Consider the following 17790-nt stretch of genomic DNA (forward strand, 5'->3'; position numbering starts at 1 on the left):
TGCCGTTTTGCATGGAATGTGGAAGAGGCTACCTGAAAATTTTAGCTGCGCAGAAACTCACGAAGCTCGTTTTCAGGTAGACTTTTGGTTTTAATTGCGTTGAAACTGTGCGTTGGCTTCGCAGAAACTCCGCTTTCAGGTAGCTTGTGCAGCCAGACGAATGTAAACGATTGCCGAGGGAATAGGTAAACGGCTTCGGCTGCCCAAGCTCTCCCGTTCTCGCAATCCCCTATTTTCAGGTAGCCTGCGCGCGGTTGGGGCTACCTGAAAATATGCGATTGCCTGAAACCGCCGAATAATCGCCGCTGTATTTTCAGGTAGCCTCTGCGGGCATGGCGGCGTGGCGGCAGATGGTTCACGTTTGCTCCGGTTTGTCCACCCGCTGTCGGCAGGCAAACAACACTTGTTATATATATGCCGATGCGGGGCGGATTGTTGGCGTTTTCTTTGTTGAATCAGGCGTCTTCCGCTATTTTATGCGCAAGGCGGGAGCGGGGCGGAGTGTTGCGTTACTACAACTTATGTTGCGTTTCTGCTAAAATGGCGCCCGTGTTCCACTCTTTCATTTGATTATGCTGCTCGACTTAAACCGTTATTCCCCCGCCGTTTTCCGCAATGAAGCCCGTCGCATGGGGGCTTTGGCGATGCCTATGCTCTTGGCGCAGATTGCCCAGGTGGGGGTGGGGTTTGTGGATACGGTGATGGCGGGCGGCGCGGGCAAGCCGGACTTGGCCGCCGTGGCCTTGGGCAGCAGCGCCTTCGTTACAGTGTTTATCACCTTCATGGGCATCATGACTGCGCTCAACCCGATGATTTCCCAAGCGCACGGCGCGGGCGAAACCGAGCAGGTGGGCGAATTGGGGCGGCAGGGCATGTGGTATGGCCTGATGCTGGGCTTTGTGGGCATGGCCGTGCTGTGGCTGATGGTGCAGCCGATCAATCATTATCTGGATTTGAGCCCGGAAGTGAAACGGCAGTTTTCGCAGTATGTGGGCTTTGTGGCGCTCTCCATGCCGGCGGCCATGGTGCACCGTGCGTTGCATGCCTTCGCTTCCAGCTTGGGCAAGCCGAAACCGATTATGTGGATGAGCTGGATTACTTTGTTTATGAATATCCCGCTGAACCATATTTTCGTGTATGGCGATTTGGGCATGCCGGCGTTGGGCGGCGCGGGCTGCGGCCTGGCCAGCGCGCTGGTGTTTTGGTTTAACGCGGCCGCGCTGTGGGTGTATATCGCCAAGCAGAAATATTTCCAACGCTTCGGCCTGCTTTCGCGCTTTTCCAAGCCGAATGCGAAAATCCTGCGCCAGATCACCAAATTGGGCGTGCCGATTGGTTTGTCGTTCTTCTTGGAAGTGAGCCTGTTTACCGTGATGATGCTGCTGATTGCCCGCCTGCCGGGCAATGCGGAAGACCATGTGGCCGCGCAGCAGGTGGTAAACAGCATCACCAGCCTGATTTATGTGATTCCGCAGGGCATCGGCGCGGCGGTAACCGTGCGCGTGGGCTTTTCCATCGGCGCCGACCGCTACTACCAGGCGCGCTATGCCGCCGGCGTGGCGCTTTCTTCCGGCGCGGCTTTGTCGATTATCACGGCGGTGCTCACCGTGCTGTTCCGCTACCCGATTATGCGGATTTACACCGACGACGCGGCCGTGATCGAATTGGGCGCCACGATTCTGCTGTTTGCCGCCGCCTTCCAGCTGGCCGATGCCATCCAATGCATCGCTTCCTATGCCCTGCGCGGCTATAAGGTGACCAAGCTGCCGATGGTGATTCACGCCATCGCGTTTTGGGTGGTCGGCCTCGGGCTGGGTTGCCTCTTGGCCTTCGGCACGCGGCTGGGGATTTACGGCTTTTGGGCGGCGCTGGTGTTGTCGCTGATGTGCGCGGCGGTGGCCCTGCTGTGGTGTTTGGAAGGAGTGAGCGAAGAAATGCTGGAGCATCAAGACGATGATTAAACTGCTGCGCCATGCCGATTTGAGCGGGCTGAACACATTCGGCCTGAGTGCGCGCGCCGCCGCCCTGTGCGAGCTGGACAGCGCCCAAAGGCTACCTGAAATCCTGCGCCTGCCTGAATACAGCCGCCAGAGCGTGCTGTGGCTCGGCGGCGGCAGCAATGTGCTCTTTATGCGGGATTACGACGGGCTGGTGGTGCGCATGGCCAATAAGGGCATCGACGCGCCCGAGCCGATAGGCGGCGGCAAAGTGCGCCTCACCGCGCAGGCCGGCGAAAACTGGCACGATTTCGTGCAGCACACCATCGCGCTGGGCTTGAGCGGCCTGGAAAACTTGAGCCTGATTCCCGGCACGGTGGGCGCCGCGCCGGTGCAGAATATCGGCGCATACGGCGTGGAGGCGAAAGACTGCATCGCCGCCGTGCATGCTTGGGATTTGGATGCCGGGCAGCCGGTGCGCTTTGAAAACGCCGCCTGCCGCTTTGCCTACCGCAACAGCCTGTTTAAGCAATCCGGCGGGCGTTATGTGATTACCGCGGTGGAGTTTGCGCTGGATACCGTATTCCAGCCCAAGCTGCATTACGGCGATGTGCAGAGCGAAGCCGAGGCCGTGGCCGGGGGCGCGCAGCTCACCGCCGCCGCCGTGGCCGAAGCCGTGTGCCGCATCCGCCGCCGCAAGCTGCCCGACCCGGCGCAGATGGGCAGCTGCGGCAGTTTCTATCAAAATCCGATTGTGCCGGCCGAGCAGGCCGCCGCGCTGAAACGGCAGTATCCCGCGCTGCCGGTGTATCCGCAGCCAAACGGCCAGGCCAAGCTCGCCGCCGGCTGGCTGATCGACCAATGCGGCTTGAAAGGCCACCGCGAAGGCAATGCCGGCGTGCACCAGAAGCAGGCGTTGGTGTTGGTTAACCTTGGCGGCGCCAGCGCGGAAGATGTGCGCCGCCTGTCTGAGCATGTGCGCGGCTGCGTGTTCCAACGCTTCGGCGTGTGGCTGGAGCCCGAGCCGGTGTGGCTGGGCTAGGGTGAAACAAATATAAGCCGCACAAATTTTCAGGTAGCCTGATTCCATTAGGGAAGGCTACCTGAAAAATTATGGGCGTGAAGGATGGCTGTTTCTTTTTCAGGTAGCCTTCATGCCCTTGCCCGCCAAAGGTTTGCACTTTATGCCACGCCTTTTGCCAGAAATGGTAATCAGGCAACGTTTCCCGCCTTTTATGCGGGCATAAAGTTGCCGACACTATACCGAAAGGGGCAGAGGCGGCTATAATCGCGGCGGCAGGCGGCACGACCACGCTGCGGTTGGCTGCTAAACGGGCCATACAGCAACGGAGAACAGCACATGACCAAGAAAAACGGCAAACCCAGCACCTACGACCGCGTGGTAGACATCAGCCTCAAGCTCTTCAACGAAGAAGGCGAGCGCAAAATCAGCACCAACCACATCGCCCAAGCCCTCGGCATCAGCCCCGGCAACCTCTACTACCACTTCCGTAACAAAGACGAGATCATCGTCCAGCTCTTCCGGCGCTACAGCGGCAAGCTGCTCGACTACATCCAGCAAACCCCCCTGCCCGACAACATGGCCAAAATGGGCGAATACATGAGCGGCGTGTACGACATCCTCTGGGAATACCGCTTTTTATTCAGCGACGTCAACACCCTGCTCACCCGCAGCAAAGAGCTTTTGGGCGAGCACAACGAATTCACCCACATCAAAATTTCCCCGCTGCTCGTGCGGATATTCACCGAGCTGCGCGCCAAAGGCATCCTCGACGCCGACGACGAAGCCCTGCGCGAGCTCGGCCTCAACGTATGGCTGCTCACCAAATACTGGTTTGACTTCGACAACTCCCAGCACATCGGCAACTGGGACGACGGCGCCAAACGCCGCGGCATCTACCAAACCATGAGCCTGGTGCACGGCTTCGTGGCCAAAGAACACTATCAAAACTACTGCGAGCTGATGGCGCAATACCGCTCGTGAACCGGCGGCGCAGCAAGCAAACCACGGCGGCAGGAAGCAGTTCCCGCCGCCGTTTGCCGTTGGAGGCTACCTGAAAGTTTCAGCTAGCCCAAGCTGCGGCTACGGGCTAACTAAAGGCTACCTGAAAAATATCCCGGAGCAAGCACTCAATTTTGCAGCCAATTGATTGTTCCGCCAGCCTGTTTTGCGGTACTATCCGCCTGTTCCCGCAGCGGTTGGCCTGCCAACGGCGCGGGAATACCGGCTTGCTGTTAGAGCCGTTTGTCCGATTTCAACCCGATAGGAGTGTGCACCATGAATTTGAAAACTTTATCTGTGATGGTGGCGGCTTTGTTTGCCGTGTCTGCCTGCGGCGGCCAGCCGTCCGGCGCGGCGCAGAATGCCTCTGCCGCGAGCCAGGCTTCGGCCGTGTCCGATGCCGCTGCGGCGTCTGACGCATCCGCTGCTGCGGTTTCCGATGCGGCGGCCTCGGCGGCTTCCGAAGGCGCGGCTAGCGTTTCCCAGCCGCAGGGCGCGTCCTCCGGCCTGAGCAGCCTGTCGGATAGCGGCATGAAGGAATCCGCCCACAATATGGCGCAGGGCGACACGCTCACCACCCGCGAAACCGCGCAGGGCACGGCGGTGAATTTGTCGTCCGACGTGCTGTTTGATTTCGGCCAGGCCGGCCTGAAGCCGGAAGCGGCGGGCGCGCTGGAGAAAGTGGCGGCCATGATTAACGAGCGCGGCGCGGCGGCGAAGGTTACCATCGTGGGCTACACCGATGCCAAAGGCAGCGCGGAATACAACCGCAGGTTGTCGGTGAGCCGCGCGCAATCGGTGAAAGACTGGCTGGTGCGCCACGGCGTGCAACAGGCGATTGCCGTGGAAGGCAAGGGCGCGGCCGATCCGGTGGCTCCCAATGCCAAGCCCGACGGTTCGGACAATCCGGAAGGCCGTGCGCAAAACCGCCGCATGGAAATTTTGATTGCTTCGGGCGAAGCGGGCAAATAAGCCCGGCGGCCGGAATAAAAGGCTACCTGAAAACGCAACGCAGAGCAGTTTCTGCGAAGCTAAAATTTTCAGGTAGCCTTTTCGTTTGCCTTTTGTTGGGGAAACTCGGGAAGTTATTGCCCTTCGGTTTGCCGGATATAGACATCCACCCGGGCGCGACGCGCGGCTTCTTCGGCACGGGTTCGGCGCAGCAGCTCGGCGGCGGTGAGGCCGCGCCTAGGCGCTTCTTCGGCGGCGTATTCGGGCATTTTTTCATCGACCAAGGCTTCTATTTGGCGGCGCAGACGGGCGCGTTCGGCGCGGCTGTCGATACATAGTTTGTTGGAATCGGCGTTGAGGCGGTAGTTTTTTGCGGGGGAGTGGCGTAATTGGTGGCGACAAAGCTCTGCTTTGGGATGGTCAAAGAGCAGTATTAAAGATAATTCGTTGAAATATGCCGATACTTCTGGGTTGTCTCGGTAGCAGAACGCACCAGTGGCTAAGGTGTCCGTGTCTTTGATGAGCTGTTCGCACTCAGCAGCGAGGGTGGGCGTGGCAGAATGGGGGGCGGCTGGCTGGTGTTGTGCGACGGCGGGGGCGGACAAGGCGGCAAACAGGAGGAGGGCGAGGAGTTGGCGCATGGGATTCCTTGAGCTTTGTGAAAACGGAGCTTGCTTGAAACGGGAACAGACATTTTCAGGTAGCCCGGATGAGGCTACCTGAAAATGAATGGGCTGCAGGAAAGCTTATGCCGACGGTGCGGACAAGGCGGCCGGCTGGGCGCTTAGCACACTTTATAACCGGGCTCGGCGCCTTCATCGGGGCTGAGGATACGGGAGGAGCCGTCGGGCAGCTCGGCACTCAGAATCATGCCTTCGGATACGCCGAATTTTGCCATTTTGCGCGGGGCGAAGTTGGCGACGGCGATGACCATTCTGCCGTTCAATTCGGCGGGATTCGGGTAGGACGCGGCGATGCCGGAGAAGATGATGCGTTTTTCAAAACCGAAATCGAGGTCGAATTTTAAGAGCTTGGTGCTGCCTTCGACGGCTTCGCAGTTCAATACTTTGGCGACGCGCATGTCGATTTTCATGAAGTCGTCGAAGCTCGCCTGTTCGGCGACTTTTTCGTATTTGCTGTCTTCAACAGGCACGGCTGCGGCGGCAATGCTTTGTTTGTTGGCTTCGATTAAATCGTCCACTTGTTTTTGCTCCACTCGTTGCATTAAATGTTCGTATTTGTTGATGGCGTGTTCGCCCAAGGTTTCGCGCGTGTTCGCCCAGGTAATCGCGTCCAGATTGAGGAAACGCGCGGCGTTGGCGGCGGTTTGCGGCAATACGGGGGCGAGGTAGGCGGTCAGCATGGTGAAGGCGTTGATGAGTTCGCTGCATACTTCGTGCAGGCGTTCGTCTTGACCTTCTTGTTTGGCGAGCTCCCACGGTTTGTTGGCATCGACGTATTCGTTCACGGCGTCTGCCAATGCCATTATGTTGCGTAGGGCGCGGGCGTATTCGCGGTTTTCGTATTGCTCGGCGATGGTGTCGCTTTCGGCAGCGAGTTTTGCCAGCAATGCGCTGCCTGAAACGTCTTTCAGACGACCTTCAAAGCGTTTAGCCAGAAAGCCTGACGCGCGGGCGGCGATGTTGACGTATTTGCCGACGAGGTCGCTGTTTACACGCGAAATAAAGTCTTGCAGGTTCAAATCGATGTCTTCGATTTTGCTATTGAGCTTGGCGGCGATGTAGTAGCGCATCCACTCGGGGTTCAGGCCTTGTTCCAGATAGGATTTGGCGGTGATGAAGGTGCCGCGCGATTTGGACATTTTTTGTCCGTCCACGGTCAAAAAGCCGTGTGCATAGACGCCGGTCGGGGTGCGGTGGCCGGAGAAATGCAGCATGGCGGGCCAGAACAGGGCGTGGAAATAGAGGATGTCTTTGCCGATGAAGTGGTACATCTCGGTTTGGCTGTCGGCTTTGAAGTATTCGTCGAAATCGATGCCGATGCGGTCGCACAGGTTTTTAAACGATGCCATGTAGCCGACAGGCGCGTCCAGCCAAACGTAGAAGTATTTGCCCGGCGCGTCGGGAATTTCAAAACCGAAATACGGCGCGTCGCGGGAGATGTCCCAGTCGGACAGGGTGGTTTCTTCGCCTTCGCCCAGCCATTCTTTCATTTTGTTGAGGGCTTCGGGTTGAAGATGGGGCTTGCCGTCGTGCGGGTTGTTGCCGGAAGTCCATGCTTTGAGGAAGTCGGCGCACTCGCCCAGTTTGAAGAAGAAGTGTTCGGATTCGCGCAATTCGGGTTTGGCACCGGAAACGGCGGAATACGGGTTAATCAGTTCGGTCGGGGAATAGGTCGTGCCGCAGACTTCGCAGTTGTCGCCGTATTGGTCTTGGGCGTGGCATTTGGGGCATTCGCCTTTGACGAAGCGGTCGGGCAGGAACATTTGTTTTTCGGGGTCGAAAAGCTGCTCGATGACGCGGCTCTCAATCTTGCCGTTGGCTTTGAGTGCGCGGTAAATGTCTTTGGAAAACTGTTTGTTTTCAGGGGAATGGGTGCTGTAATAATTGTCGTAGCCGATGTGGAAGCCGGTAAAGTCGGCAAGATGCTCTTCGCGCACTTTGGCAATCATGTCTTCGGGCGCGATGCCTTGTTTTTGTGCGGCAAGCATCACGGGCGTGCCGTGGGTGTCGTCGGCGCAGCAGTAGTGGCATTCGTTGCCGCGCAGTTTTTGGAAGCGCACCCAAACGTCGGTTTGGATGTGTTCGACCATGTGGCCTAAATGGATGCTGCCGTTGGCATAGGGCAGCGCGGAGGTAACGAGGATTTTGCGTGGTTTGCTCATGTTGGAAGCTCGGTTAAATCGTGTGAAAACAGGGTGGCATTATGCCACAAAGGGTAGGCCCTTAGCAGGGAGAAGGCTACCTGAAAGTACTGGCTGCAGCGAAGCTACAAATATTTTTCAGGTGGCCTTGGATGGGGAAAGGGCTACCTGAAAAAGCCGGCTTCAAGTGCAAACCGTTTTTCAGGTAGCCTTTTGCTTGGCTCGATTATTTTTAGCTTCGCTGCAGCTGGCGCTTTCAGGTAGCCTCTGCGTTTAGGGCTGCTTATCGTCTGCTTCGGCTTTGGGCTTTTCGGGGAACACGAAAGACGCGCCCACGCCCAGCGCCAGCACCACCAACACCACCATCAGCGAAGCATTGGGCGAAATCTCGTAGCCGTGCTGGAACAGGTGCTCGGAGGCGGAGAGGGCGAGCTTGATGGCGATGAAAAACAGCAGTGCCACCACGGCTTTTTCCAAGTGCACCAGCCGCCCGCGCAAGGCTTCGAGCACGAAATACATGGTGCGCAGGCCGAGGATGGCAAACATCATGGCGCTATACACAATCAACGGTTCTTTGGATACGGCAATCACCGCCGGCACGCTGTCGAAGGCAAACATCACGTCGGAAAGCTCGATGATGGCCAGGCACAAAAACAGCGGCGTGGCCACCAGCGCGCCTTTTTTCACCGGCTGCGGATGGTTTTGCTCGGGGTGTTTCAAATCTTCGCCGGCCGGCTCGAGCTGCACGTCGGGGTGCAGGCGGCGAGCTTCTTCCAGCTCGTGCCCGCGCAGGAAGAAGTTGTGCCCGTAGAGGCGCGGCCACACGGGGAAGAAGCGGTGCACCCAGCGGTAGGCCAGGTGTTCGGAATAATCTTCGTTGGCCTCGGCTTCATCGTCGCGGCGCAGCATCATCACCGCCGTCCAGCCCACAATCAGCGCAAACAGGATTTCCACATACGGGCCCAGCGCCAAGAGGCCGGTGCCGATGGCCACGAAAATCAGGCGGAACACAATCGCGCCGATGATGCCCCAATACAGCACGCGGTGGCGCAGCCCCTCGGGAATGTTGAACCAGGAAAACACCGCCATGATCACAAACAGGTTGTCCACCGACAGCACTTTTTCCAGCGCATAGCCGGTGAGGAACAGGCTGGCCATCTCGCTGCCGTGGTGCACCCACAGATAGCCGCCGAACGCCAGCGACACCAACACCCAAAACACCGACCACAGCGCGGCGCTTTTGAGCGACATGGGCTTGTCGCTGCGGTGGGCAAACAAATCAATGGCAATCGCGCCCACGGAGAGCACAACGAATACGGCAACGGTTTCCAGCGGGAAGCCTAAATGGTGGGTGGTCATGGGAGAATCCTTATGGTGGTGTGTGATGGAGGCTACCTGAAAAACACAGGCAGGTTTGGGCGGGAAGCAGGCTACCTGAAAACGGTTTATATCTGCACAAACATTTTGTAATACTCAATCTCGCTGCGCGCAAAGGCAATCACCAGCCGGTCTTCGCCTTTGGGGATTTTCTTGCCGCCCATGCCGCCGATGCATATGCCCAGGTCGGGGAAGGTGAGGTAGTATTCGTCTTCCACATAGTCGTGCTGCGCTTTCCAGGCGGCGATGCTTTCGGCAGAAAACACGGGCAGGCCGTTTAGCGTGGGATGGGTGTGTTTGCTGCAAACGATGGATTTGAGCTGCCTACCCTCATGCCGGTAGATCAGCTCGCAGGCGGAGCGGTATTCGGTGGTTTGGCGCATGATGTTGTCGATCAGGATGCGGCCGGCTTCGCCCCATTCTTGGTTGATGTCTTCGAAAGTGGCGTCCAAACGGAAAATCTCCGAGCCGGTGATTACCGATTCGAATGGTGTGATGATGAAATCGTTCATGGCGTCGGGTGTTTCACGGGAAGGGTGTGTGTAGAGGCTACCTGAAATTTTAGCTTCGCAGAAACTTCACTGCGTTGCGTTTTAGCTTCGCAGAAACTCGTTGCGCTCGTTTTAGCTTCGCAGAAACTCGCTGCGCTCGTTTTCAGGTAGCCTTTCGCAGGGCGGCATTGTAATTCAAGCGGCGGGCGGCGGCAGCAAATTTTGCATATTGCTGCAAAAGGCGCTCGGCTTGCCTGCGGTTTGCCTCCTTGGCATAAAAGGCTACCTGAAAACACGGCACAGCTTATTTTCTGTGCGGCTAAAGTTTTCAGGTAGCCTTTGCTTAGCGCTTTTCAGCCGGGCTTACTGCTTGGGCGGCAGCTCTTTGGAGAGGTAGAGCCAGGTTTCGATCACCGTGTCCGGGTTGAGCGAAATGGTTTCGATGCCTTGCTCAACCAGCCATTTGGCGAAGTCGGGGTGGTCGGACGGGCCTTGGCCGCAGATGCCGATGTATTTGTTCAGCTTGCGGCAGGCTTTGATGGCCAGGTGCAGCATCACTTTCACCGCCGGGTCGCGCTCGTCGAAGGTGCCGGCAATCGGGCCGCCGCTGTCGCGGTCCACGCCGATGGTGAGCTGGGTCATGTCGTTGGAGCCGATGGAGAAGCCGTCGAAGTATTTCAGATATTGTTCGGCCAGCACGGCGTTGGTGGGCAGCTCGCACATCATGATCAGGCGCAGGCCGTTTTTGCCGCGTTCGAGGCCGTTTTCCTTCAGCAGGCGGATCACGGCTTCGGCTTCGTTCAGGGTGCGCACGAAGGGAATCATGATTTCCACGTTGGTGAGACCCATTTCGTCGCGCACGTGTTTGAGCGCTTTGCATTCGAGGGCGAAGCAGTCTTTGAAATCGGGCGAAACGTAGCGGGCGGCGCCGCGGTAGCCGAGCATGGGGTTTTCTTCGTGCGGCTCATACAGGTTGCCGCCGAGCAGGTTGGCATACTCGTTGGATTTGAAGTCGGAAGTGCGCACGATCACCTTTTTCGGATACACGGAGGCGGCGATGGTGGCGATGCCTTCGGCCAGCTTGTCGATGTAGAAATCCACCGGCGAGGCGTAGCCGGAAATGCGGTCGGTGATTTGGGCTTGCAGCTCGGCGTCTTGGCGGTCGAATTCGAGCAGGGCGCGCGGGTGGATGCCGATTTGGCGGTTGATGATGAATTCCATGCGCGCCAGGCCAATGCCTTCGCTGGGCAGGCTGGAGAAGCCGAAGGAAAGCTCGGGGTTGCCCACGTTCATCATGATTTTCACCGGCGAGGCAGGCATGTTGTCGAGCGCCAGGTCGATGATTTCCACTTTCAGGAGGCCGTCGTAAATCAGGCCGGTGTCGCCTTCGGCGCAGGATACGGTAACGCTCTGGCCGCTGGTGAGCACCTCGGTGGCGTCGCCGCAGCCCACTACCGCCGGAATGCCCAGCTCGCGGGCGATGATGGCGGCGTGGCAGGTGCGACCGCCGCGGTTGGTGACGATGGCGGAGGCGCGTTTCATCACCGGCTCCCAATCTGGGTCGGTCATGTCGGTTACCAATACGTCGCCGGACTGCACTTGGTCCATTTCGGCGGCGGTTTTGATCAGGCGCACGGTGCCTTGGCCGATTTTCTGGCCGATGGCGCGGCCTTCGCACAATACGGCGGATTTTTCTTCGATGCGGTAGCGGCGCAGGGTGCTGTTGCGCTCTTCCTGAGATTTCACGGTTTCGGGGCGGGCTTGCAGGATGTAGAGCTTGCCGTCCAGGCCGTCGCGGCCCCATTCGATGTCCATCGGGCGGCCGTAGTGCTCTTCGATAATCAGCGCGTATTTGGCCAGCTCGGTCACTTCTTCGTCGCTGATGGAGAAGCGTTTGCGCTCGGCTTCGTCCACGTCCACCACCTGCACGGATTTGCCGGTTTCGGCGGTGTCGGAGAAGATCATCTTAATCAGTTTGGAGCCCATGGTTTTGCGCAGGATGGCGGGGCGGCCTTGGCGCAGGATGGGTTTGTGTACATAGAATTCATCGGGGTTCACCGCGCCCTGTACCACGGTTTCGCCCAGGCCGTAGGAGGCGGTAACGAACACCACTTGGTCGAAGCCGGATTCGGTGTCGATGGTAAACATCACGCCGGAAGCGCCGCTGTCGGAGCGCACCATGCGCTGCACGCCGGCAGACAAGGCTACCACGTCGTGCGCGAAGCCTTTGTGCACGCGGTAGGAGATGGCGCGGTCGTTGTAGAGCGAGGCGAACACGTGGTGCATGGCTTCTTTCACGTTGTCCAGGCCTTGAATATTGAGGAAGGTTTCCTGTTGTCCGGCAAAGGAGGCGTCGGGCAAGTCTTCGGCAGTGGCGGAGGAGCGCACGGCCACGGAGATTTGGTCGGTGCCGGCGTCGGCCACGAGTTTGTCCCACGCGGTTTTGATATCGGCTTCCAGCTCGGCGGGGAAGGGGGTGTCCAAAATCCACTGGCGGATTTGCGCGCCCACGCGTGCCAGCTCGGCCACGTCGTCCACATCCAAGGCGGCCAGCGCGGCGGAGATGCGCTCGTTCAGCCCGTTGTGCGATAAAAACGCGCGGTAGGCTTCGGCCGTGGTGGCAAAGCCGCCGGGCACGCGCACGCCTTTTTCAGCCAGCTGGCTGATCATTTCGCCCAGGGAGGCGTTTTTGCCGCCCACCTGTTCCACGTCGGTCATACGCAGATTTTCAAACCAGATTACATTGTTGCCAGACATGTTCTATTCCATCCTATATATGTGATTGAGGGAAAGCGCGGCTATTTTAGCCGCTGGGCGTGCTTCTGTCATGCCCCGTGCGCGGGAAGCTGCTAGAATACGGCGTTTGTTTGATTGATCTGCCCGCTGAAGGCTACCTGAAAGGAAAAAACCATGCCGCCCTGCACCCGCCACGCCATTTTCATCTCCGACCGCACCGGCCTCACCGCCGAGGGCATGGGCGACGCCCTGCTCAACCAGTTCGACAACATCGAATTCAAACGCTTCACCTACCCCTTCATCGACACCCCGGAAAAAGCCGAGCGCATCGTGGCTGAAGTAAACAAAATCGCCAGCGGCTGCAACCTGCGCCCCATCATCTTCACCAGTATCGTAAACGAAGACATCCGCCACATCATTAGAAACTGCAACGGCCTGCACCTGAGCTTTTTCGACGCCTTCATCAACAAGCTCGAAGAAGAGCTCGGCACCCAGGCCGTGCTGCAAGTGGGGCGCACCCACGGCATCCAAGACACCGAGCGCTACGACGCCCGCATGGAAGCCGTAAACTTCTCCCTCAACCACGACGACGGCGTATCCGCCAAAGACCTGGCCGATGCCGACGTAATCCTCATGGGCGTATCCCGCAGCGGCAAAACCCCCACCTGCCTCTACCTCGCCCTACAATACGGCATCCGCGCCGCCAACTACCCGCTCACCCCCGATGATTTGGACAGCACCGACCTGCCGCGCATGGTGAAGCCCTACAAAGGCAAAATCTTCGGCCTCACCATCGACCCCGCCCGGTTGCACCACATCCGCACCGAGCGCCGCCCCAACTCCCAATACGCCAGCCCCGAAAACTGCCGGCGCGAAGTGCACGAAGCCGAATCCATGTTCCGCCAGCACAACATCCCCCACACCAGCACCACCCACAAATCCGTGGAAGAGCTCGCCGCCGGCATCATGCAGGCCTGCAAACTGCAACGGCGCACGTAAACCCTGCCGCAGTGTGAACAAAAGGCTACCTGAAAACGAGCTTCGCGAGTTTCTGCGCAGCTCGTTTTCAGGTAGCCTTTATCCTTTGACTGGCGGTGACGGATGGCCTGCCGAGAACAAGTACGACAAAAGGCTACCTGAAAACTGAAACATGGTTTCAGGTAGCCTGTTGGTTGGCTGCCGCGGATTCAGCGCTGGCCGTAGATGCTGTAATCGTAGCCGGTACATAAAGGTTTGCGCACTTGCCAATAGCTGCAATTGCCCGCGCCGTGCCGCGCTTCGCAGGAATGCATGGCTTTGGCGGCCGCCTGCCGGTCGTTTTTGTCTAAGGCAACGAAGATGTCTGCCGCCGATTTTGCGCGGCTGTCGGGCTCCACCACGGCTGCGCAGGTGTTGGCAAAGGTTTTAATTACTCGGCAGTTGGCGGAGCGGCATTGCCGCAGGGCTTCTTCCACGGCTCGGCGTTCCGATGCATAGCCGCCGCTCCACATAGATTGGCGGGTGTCGAAATCGTAGGCGATGGCCATATAAAACGGCGTGCGGCGCAATTGGGCGATTTCGGCCTGCACCTGCGCCTCGCGCCGCTCCCAAGCGCGCACTTCGGCGGCGGAGGGGCCGCTCGGGGCAGTTCGCCGATTATTCTGCTGCTGTTGGTAATACATACCGAGTTCGTTTTGCTGCCGCTGGAACTCTTGTTGCTGAATTTGCGCTGGTGTGGGTTGTGCCCAAGCCGCGCCCGCGCCGCATAGCAGCAGCGCCGCCAATACGCCCGCCGCCGTGTGGGTGATGTTCTGTTTCATCTTGCCGCTCCTGTTTGCAAAGGGGGAAAAGGGGTGTTTCCGCTGGCGGGATTGTAACAAAAAACAAAATCTTGTATAGCGCTGCCCGCTGCTTGGAGGCTACCTGAAAAATAAGCCCGCAGCTTGGGCATGAATGCCCAGCCTGCCGCGAGCCAATGCGGCAAATAAAGGCTACCTGAAAACGTGAACTTCAATGCAGCTAAAACCCTATCTCGGTTTTCAGGTAGCCTCCTTATCCTGCGCCTCTGCCGCCGCAGGCAGTTTGCTATACAATAGCGCCCAATCCGAATTTCCCCGCTGGACACCCCATGCTAACCTACCTCCCGCCCGAGCAACGCCCCGCCCCGCCCACTTACGAGCGGCCTTGGCTTTTGCTGCTGCTGGCTTTCGTTTGGCTGTGGCCGGGCGTGTTTGCCCACGATTTGTGGCAAGACGAGCCGCAGGTGTATGCCGTGATCCGGCAGGTGCTGGAGGGCGGGCAGTGGTGGCTGCCGCTGGATGGCGACGTGCTGCATTGGGATGTGCCGCCCTTGTATGTGTGGCTCTCGGCGCTGTTTGTGAAGCTGTTCGGGCGGCTGCCGCCTTATGAGGCGGTGCGCATGGTGAACGCGGCGCTGGCGGCGGTGTCGATGGCGGCCATGGGCGGGGCGGGGCGGATGCTCTTGGGGAGGCGCAACGGGCGCACGGCGGTGCTGGTGCTCATCGGCTGCCCGGGCTTGCTGATGATGAGCCACTTCGTGGGCGGGCAAATCGTTGCCCTGTGCGGCTTGAGCCTGAGCTTTTATGCGCTGGCGATGGCGCGGCAGAAAACGGTGAAGGCGATTGTGCTCACGCTCTTGGGCTGGACGGTGCTCTCGCTTTCCGGCAGCCTGGTGCCGCTTTTGGGCGTGATGCTCACCACGGCGCTGTTGCCGCTAGACAAGCATTGGCACAATAAGCGCTTCTGGCTCACGCTTTTGGCGGCGGCGGGGCTCACGCTGCCCTTGCTGTTTGTGTGGCCGCTGGTGCTCAACGGCTTGTCGCCCGAGGCTTTTGCGCAATGGTGGCGGTATCATGCGCTCGCGCCCTTCGGCGGATTCGGCCGGCTGGGTTTTAATTTTTCCGCCGGCTATTATCTGAAAAACCTGCTGTGGTTTGCCTTCCCGGCCTGGCCGCTGGCCTTGTGGACGCTCTACCGCCAGCGCCGCCTGCCGCGCCACGGCTGGAACAGCTTGTGTGTGATTTGGCTGCTGGTGTTCGGCTTGCTGCTGGCCGTTTCGCCGCAGCGCAATGAAGACAGGCTGCTGGTGTTGCTGCCGCCTTTGGTGTTGGCGGCGGCGGCGCAGGCCGACCAGCTGCGGCGCGGCGCGGCGGCGTTTTTCAACTGGTTCGGCATCATGACGTTCGGCTCGCTGGCGCTGTTTGTGTGGCTCGGCTTTTTTGCCATGAATTTCGGCTGGCCGGCCAAGCTGGCCGAGCGGGCGGCTTATTTCAGCCCGTATTATCAGCGGGATATCGATTATTTTCCGGTGATTGTGGCGGTGTTGTTCACGCCGGTGTGGCTGCTGGCCATCACGCGCAAATATGTGCGCGGGCGGCAGGCGGTTACCAATTGGGCGGCGGGGCTCACGCTGTGCTGGTCGCTCATCCTCACGCTGTTCCTGCCCTGGCTGGATGCGGCCAAAAGCTACCGCCCCGTGGTGGAGCGGCTGGAAACGGCGCTGCCCGCCGATGCCTGCGTGTCTGCCCAGCATCCCGTGGTGCGGCACGCCTGGCAGGAATACGGCCGATACCCGCTGGGCGAGGATTGCCGCTTTGTGGCCACCCTGCGCCGCGACGCTGTGCCAGAGGCCGCCGAGCTGGCCGTGGCCGCCCGCCCGCGCGAGAAGCACGAAGCCTTTGTGTTGTGGCAGCGGGATGAATAGTTTAGAGGCTACCTGAAAACAGACGGCAGCATTTTCAGGTAGCCTTTCCATCACCCCCATCGCTGCCGAAACCAACCGCAAAAGGAAACATCATGCTCACATTCAATACCAAACTGCTCCTGGCCGCCATCGCGCTGCCAGCCTTGGCCGGCTGTGCCGCATCATCATCTGCCCCGCAGAGCCAGCCGCAAGCCGCCGCCCGGCCTGCCGCACAAGCCGACCGCCAGCAATGCCTGAACTACCTGATCGACGGCTTCAAGCTCTCCACCTTCGTTACCGGCGACTGCCAAACCAACGCACGCGATACCGAGCGCTACCGCGCCGTGGTGGAAAGCGTGCGCCAGCGCTTCGCCGACAGCGGCTGCCCCAGCGTGGTGAAACGCGAAGAGTTGCGCCCCCTTATCCGCCGCGAGCTTAGCCGCGTGCCCGGCAACGCACGGCAATACTGCGCCGCCATCAAAACCGAAATGCCCGCCATCGAACAGCGCTACCGCAGCCGTTAAACCAAAGGCTACCTGAAATTTCAGCTAACCTCTCAATCCAACCGAAACTGTAATATATATATATATAAGGAAACCCAAATGAAAGCCCACCATCTCGCCCTGCTCGCCGCCGCCTTCCTGCCCGCGCTGGCGCAGGCCGCCCCCGCCCAAGCCAGCAAACAGCAATGCCAAGGCTACCTGAAAGACAGCTTCGACATCATGATTTACGCCACCACCTGCCAGCCCGATGCCGCGCAAGACAACCGCTACAAAGTCGCCTTCCAAACCATCATCGAGGAGCTCAACCAAAGCAGCTGTGAACGCGTGCTCAGCGCCGACGAAGCCAAAGCCTTCCTGAGCCGCCAAACCGAAGGCAAACAGCCGCCGCAATACTGCGCCGCCATCCGAGATTCCGTGCAGCGCAGCCTGCAACGCTACGGCAGCGGCAGCCGCTAAGCCCCTGTTTTTCAGCTAGCCTTCCCGCCCCAATCAGCCTACCTGAAAACGGCAGCCGCCCCGCCCAACCCATCAGGAGAACCGCATGACCCAAGCCCGCAACGTCGATGCCACCGAAATCGACAAATTCAGCCGCCTCGCCGCCCAATGGTGGAACCCCGAAGGCGAGTTCAAATCCCTGCACGACATCAACCCCCTGCGCCTCGGCTTTATCCGCGAACACAGCGGTGGGCTGACTGGTAAAAATGTGCTCGACGTGGGCTGCGGCGGCGGCATCCTCAGTGAAGCCCTCGCCCGCGAAGCCGCGCAGGCGCTCGGCATCGACATGGCCGAAAAATCCCTTCAGGTAGCCCAAGCCCACGCCGAGCAGCAAGGGCTGGCCAACCTGCAATACCGCTGCGTGAGCGTAGAAGAGCTCGCCGCCGAGCAGCCCGCCGCCTATGACGTGGTCACCTGCATGGAAATGCTTGAGCACGTGCCCGACCCCGCTTCCGTGATTGCCGCCTGCGCCCGGCTCGCCAAGCCCGGCGGCAGCGTGTTTTTCTCCACCCTCAGCCGCACCGCCAAATCCTACGCCCAAGCGATTGTGGCCGCCGAATATGTGCTCGGCCTGGTGGCCAAGGGCACGCACGATTGGCAGCGCTTCATCAACCCCGCCGACCTCGCCCGCCTCTGCCGCCAAGCCGGGCTGGATGTGGCCGCCGCCAGCGGCCTCACCTACAACCCGCTCACCCGCCGCTACCGCCTCTGCCGCCAAACCGATGTGAACTATATGATTGCCTGCCGCGCGGCGGGTTGATTGCGGATGCC

The 17790-nt window shown here is 59.5% G+C and carries 16 protein-coding genes; 10 read left to right on the plus strand and 6 right to left on the minus strand.

What is annotated here, in order from left to right:
* Nucleotides 1-572 precede the first annotated feature (572 nt).
* The 4 genes from A7P95_RS10520 (at nt 573) to A7P95_RS10535 (ending at nt 4932) form a co-directional block, all read left to right on the plus strand.
* Nucleotides 573-1961: an MATE family efflux transporter gene (locus tag A7P95_RS10520; protein ID WP_067595098.1), complete on the plus strand. Its 1389-nt coding sequence runs from the start codon at nt 573-575 to the stop codon at nt 1959-1961.
* Entirely contained in the window at nt 1954-2979 is a 1026-nt protein-coding gene (gene murB / locus A7P95_RS10525) for a UDP-N-acetylmuramate dehydrogenase (RefSeq protein ID WP_067595101.1), read from the plus strand. The genes A7P95_RS10520 and murB overlap by 8 nt, the downstream gene beginning before the upstream one ends.
* A 318-nt stretch (nt 2980-3297) precedes the next feature.
* Nucleotides 3298-3942, plus strand: coding sequence for a TetR/AcrR family transcriptional regulator (locus A7P95_RS10530; RefSeq protein ID WP_067595103.1), 645 nt, complete (start codon nt 3298-3300; stop codon nt 3940-3942).
* A 294-nt stretch (nt 3943-4236) separates the two neighbouring features.
* Nucleotides 4237-4932, plus strand: a complete 696-nt coding sequence (locus A7P95_RS10535) for an OmpA family protein (RefSeq protein WP_082890805.1) — start codon at nt 4237-4239, stop codon at nt 4930-4932.
* Nucleotides 4933-5045: 113 nt separating this feature from the next.
* Here the strand turns inward: A7P95_RS10535 and A7P95_RS10540 are convergent, their stop codons facing one another.
* From A7P95_RS10540 to ppsA, 5 genes are all read right to left on the minus strand, one after another.
* On the minus strand, nt 5046-5552 hold the full coding sequence (locus A7P95_RS10540) for a hypothetical protein (RefSeq protein ID WP_067595107.1): 507 nt from the start codon (nt 5550-5552) through the stop codon (nt 5046-5048).
* Nucleotides 5553-5695: 143 nt separating this feature from the next.
* The gene (metG, locus tag A7P95_RS10545) at nt 5696-7756 is read right to left on the minus strand and encodes a methionine--tRNA ligase (RefSeq protein WP_067595110.1); all 2061 of its coding nucleotides are present in this window, start codon (nt 7754-7756) and stop codon (nt 5696-5698) included.
* 252 nt (nt 7757-8008) lie between these two features.
* Entirely contained in the window at nt 8009-9094 is a 1086-nt protein-coding gene (locus A7P95_RS10550; RefSeq protein WP_067595113.1) for a TerC/Alx family metal homeostasis membrane protein, read from the minus strand.
* An 86-nt stretch (nt 9095-9180) separates the two neighbouring features.
* Nucleotides 9181-9624: a hypothetical protein gene (locus A7P95_RS10555; protein WP_067595121.1), complete on the minus strand. Its 444-nt coding sequence runs from the start codon at nt 9622-9624 to the stop codon at nt 9181-9183.
* Between the two features lie 342 nt (nt 9625-9966).
* Entirely contained in the window at nt 9967-12360 is a 2394-nt protein-coding gene (gene ppsA, locus A7P95_RS10560) for a phosphoenolpyruvate synthase (protein WP_067595124.1), read from the minus strand.
* Between the two features lie 153 nt (nt 12361-12513).
* On the opposite strand from ppsA, the gene ppsR reads away from it, so the two are divergent.
* Entirely contained in the window at nt 12514-13338 is an 825-nt protein-coding gene (gene ppsR / locus A7P95_RS10565) for a posphoenolpyruvate synthetase regulatory kinase/phosphorylase PpsR (protein WP_082890806.1), read from the plus strand.
* 13 nt (nt 13339-13351) lie between these two features.
* Complete coding sequence (locus tag A7P95_RS12380) at nt 13352-13486, plus strand: hypothetical protein (RefSeq protein ID WP_281179427.1); 135 nt, start codon at nt 13352-13354, stop codon at nt 13484-13486.
* A 40-nt stretch (nt 13487-13526) separates the two neighbouring features.
* On the opposite strand, the gene A7P95_RS10570 is transcribed toward A7P95_RS12380, so the two are convergent.
* Nucleotides 13527-14138 carry a DUF4189 domain-containing protein gene (locus A7P95_RS10570; RefSeq protein WP_067595127.1) on the minus strand — a complete coding sequence of 204 codons (612 nt, stop codon included), beginning with the start codon at nt 14136-14138 and terminating at the stop codon, nt 13527-13529.
* Nucleotides 14139-14446: 308 nt separating this feature from the next.
* Between A7P95_RS10570 and A7P95_RS10575 the strand changes: the two genes are divergently transcribed.
* From A7P95_RS10575 to ubiG, 4 genes are all read left to right on the plus strand, one after another.
* On the plus strand, nt 14447-16042 hold the full coding sequence (locus tag A7P95_RS10575; RefSeq protein ID WP_067595129.1) for an ArnT family glycosyltransferase: 1596 nt from the start codon (nt 14447-14449) through the stop codon (nt 16040-16042).
* A gap of 92 nt (nt 16043-16134) precedes the next feature.
* Nucleotides 16135-16545, plus strand: a complete 411-nt coding sequence (locus A7P95_RS10580; RefSeq protein ID WP_067595132.1) for a hypothetical protein — start codon at nt 16135-16137, stop codon at nt 16543-16545.
* A gap of 78 nt (nt 16546-16623) precedes the next feature.
* Entirely contained in the window at nt 16624-16980 is a 357-nt protein-coding gene (locus A7P95_RS10585) for a hypothetical protein (protein WP_067595135.1), read from the plus strand.
* 85 nt (nt 16981-17065) lie between these two features.
* The gene (ubiG, locus tag A7P95_RS10590) at nt 17066-17779 is read left to right on the plus strand and encodes a bifunctional 2-polyprenyl-6-hydroxyphenol methylase/3-demethylubiquinol 3-O-methyltransferase UbiG (protein WP_067595139.1); all 714 of its coding nucleotides are present in this window, start codon (nt 17066-17068) and stop codon (nt 17777-17779) included.
* The last annotated feature ends 11 nt before the right edge of the window (nt 17780-17790 follow it).

This window comes from Eikenella longinqua, from assembly GCF_001648355.1.
Lineage (GTDB): Bacteria > Pseudomonadota > Gammaproteobacteria > Burkholderiales > Neisseriaceae > Eikenella > Eikenella longinqua.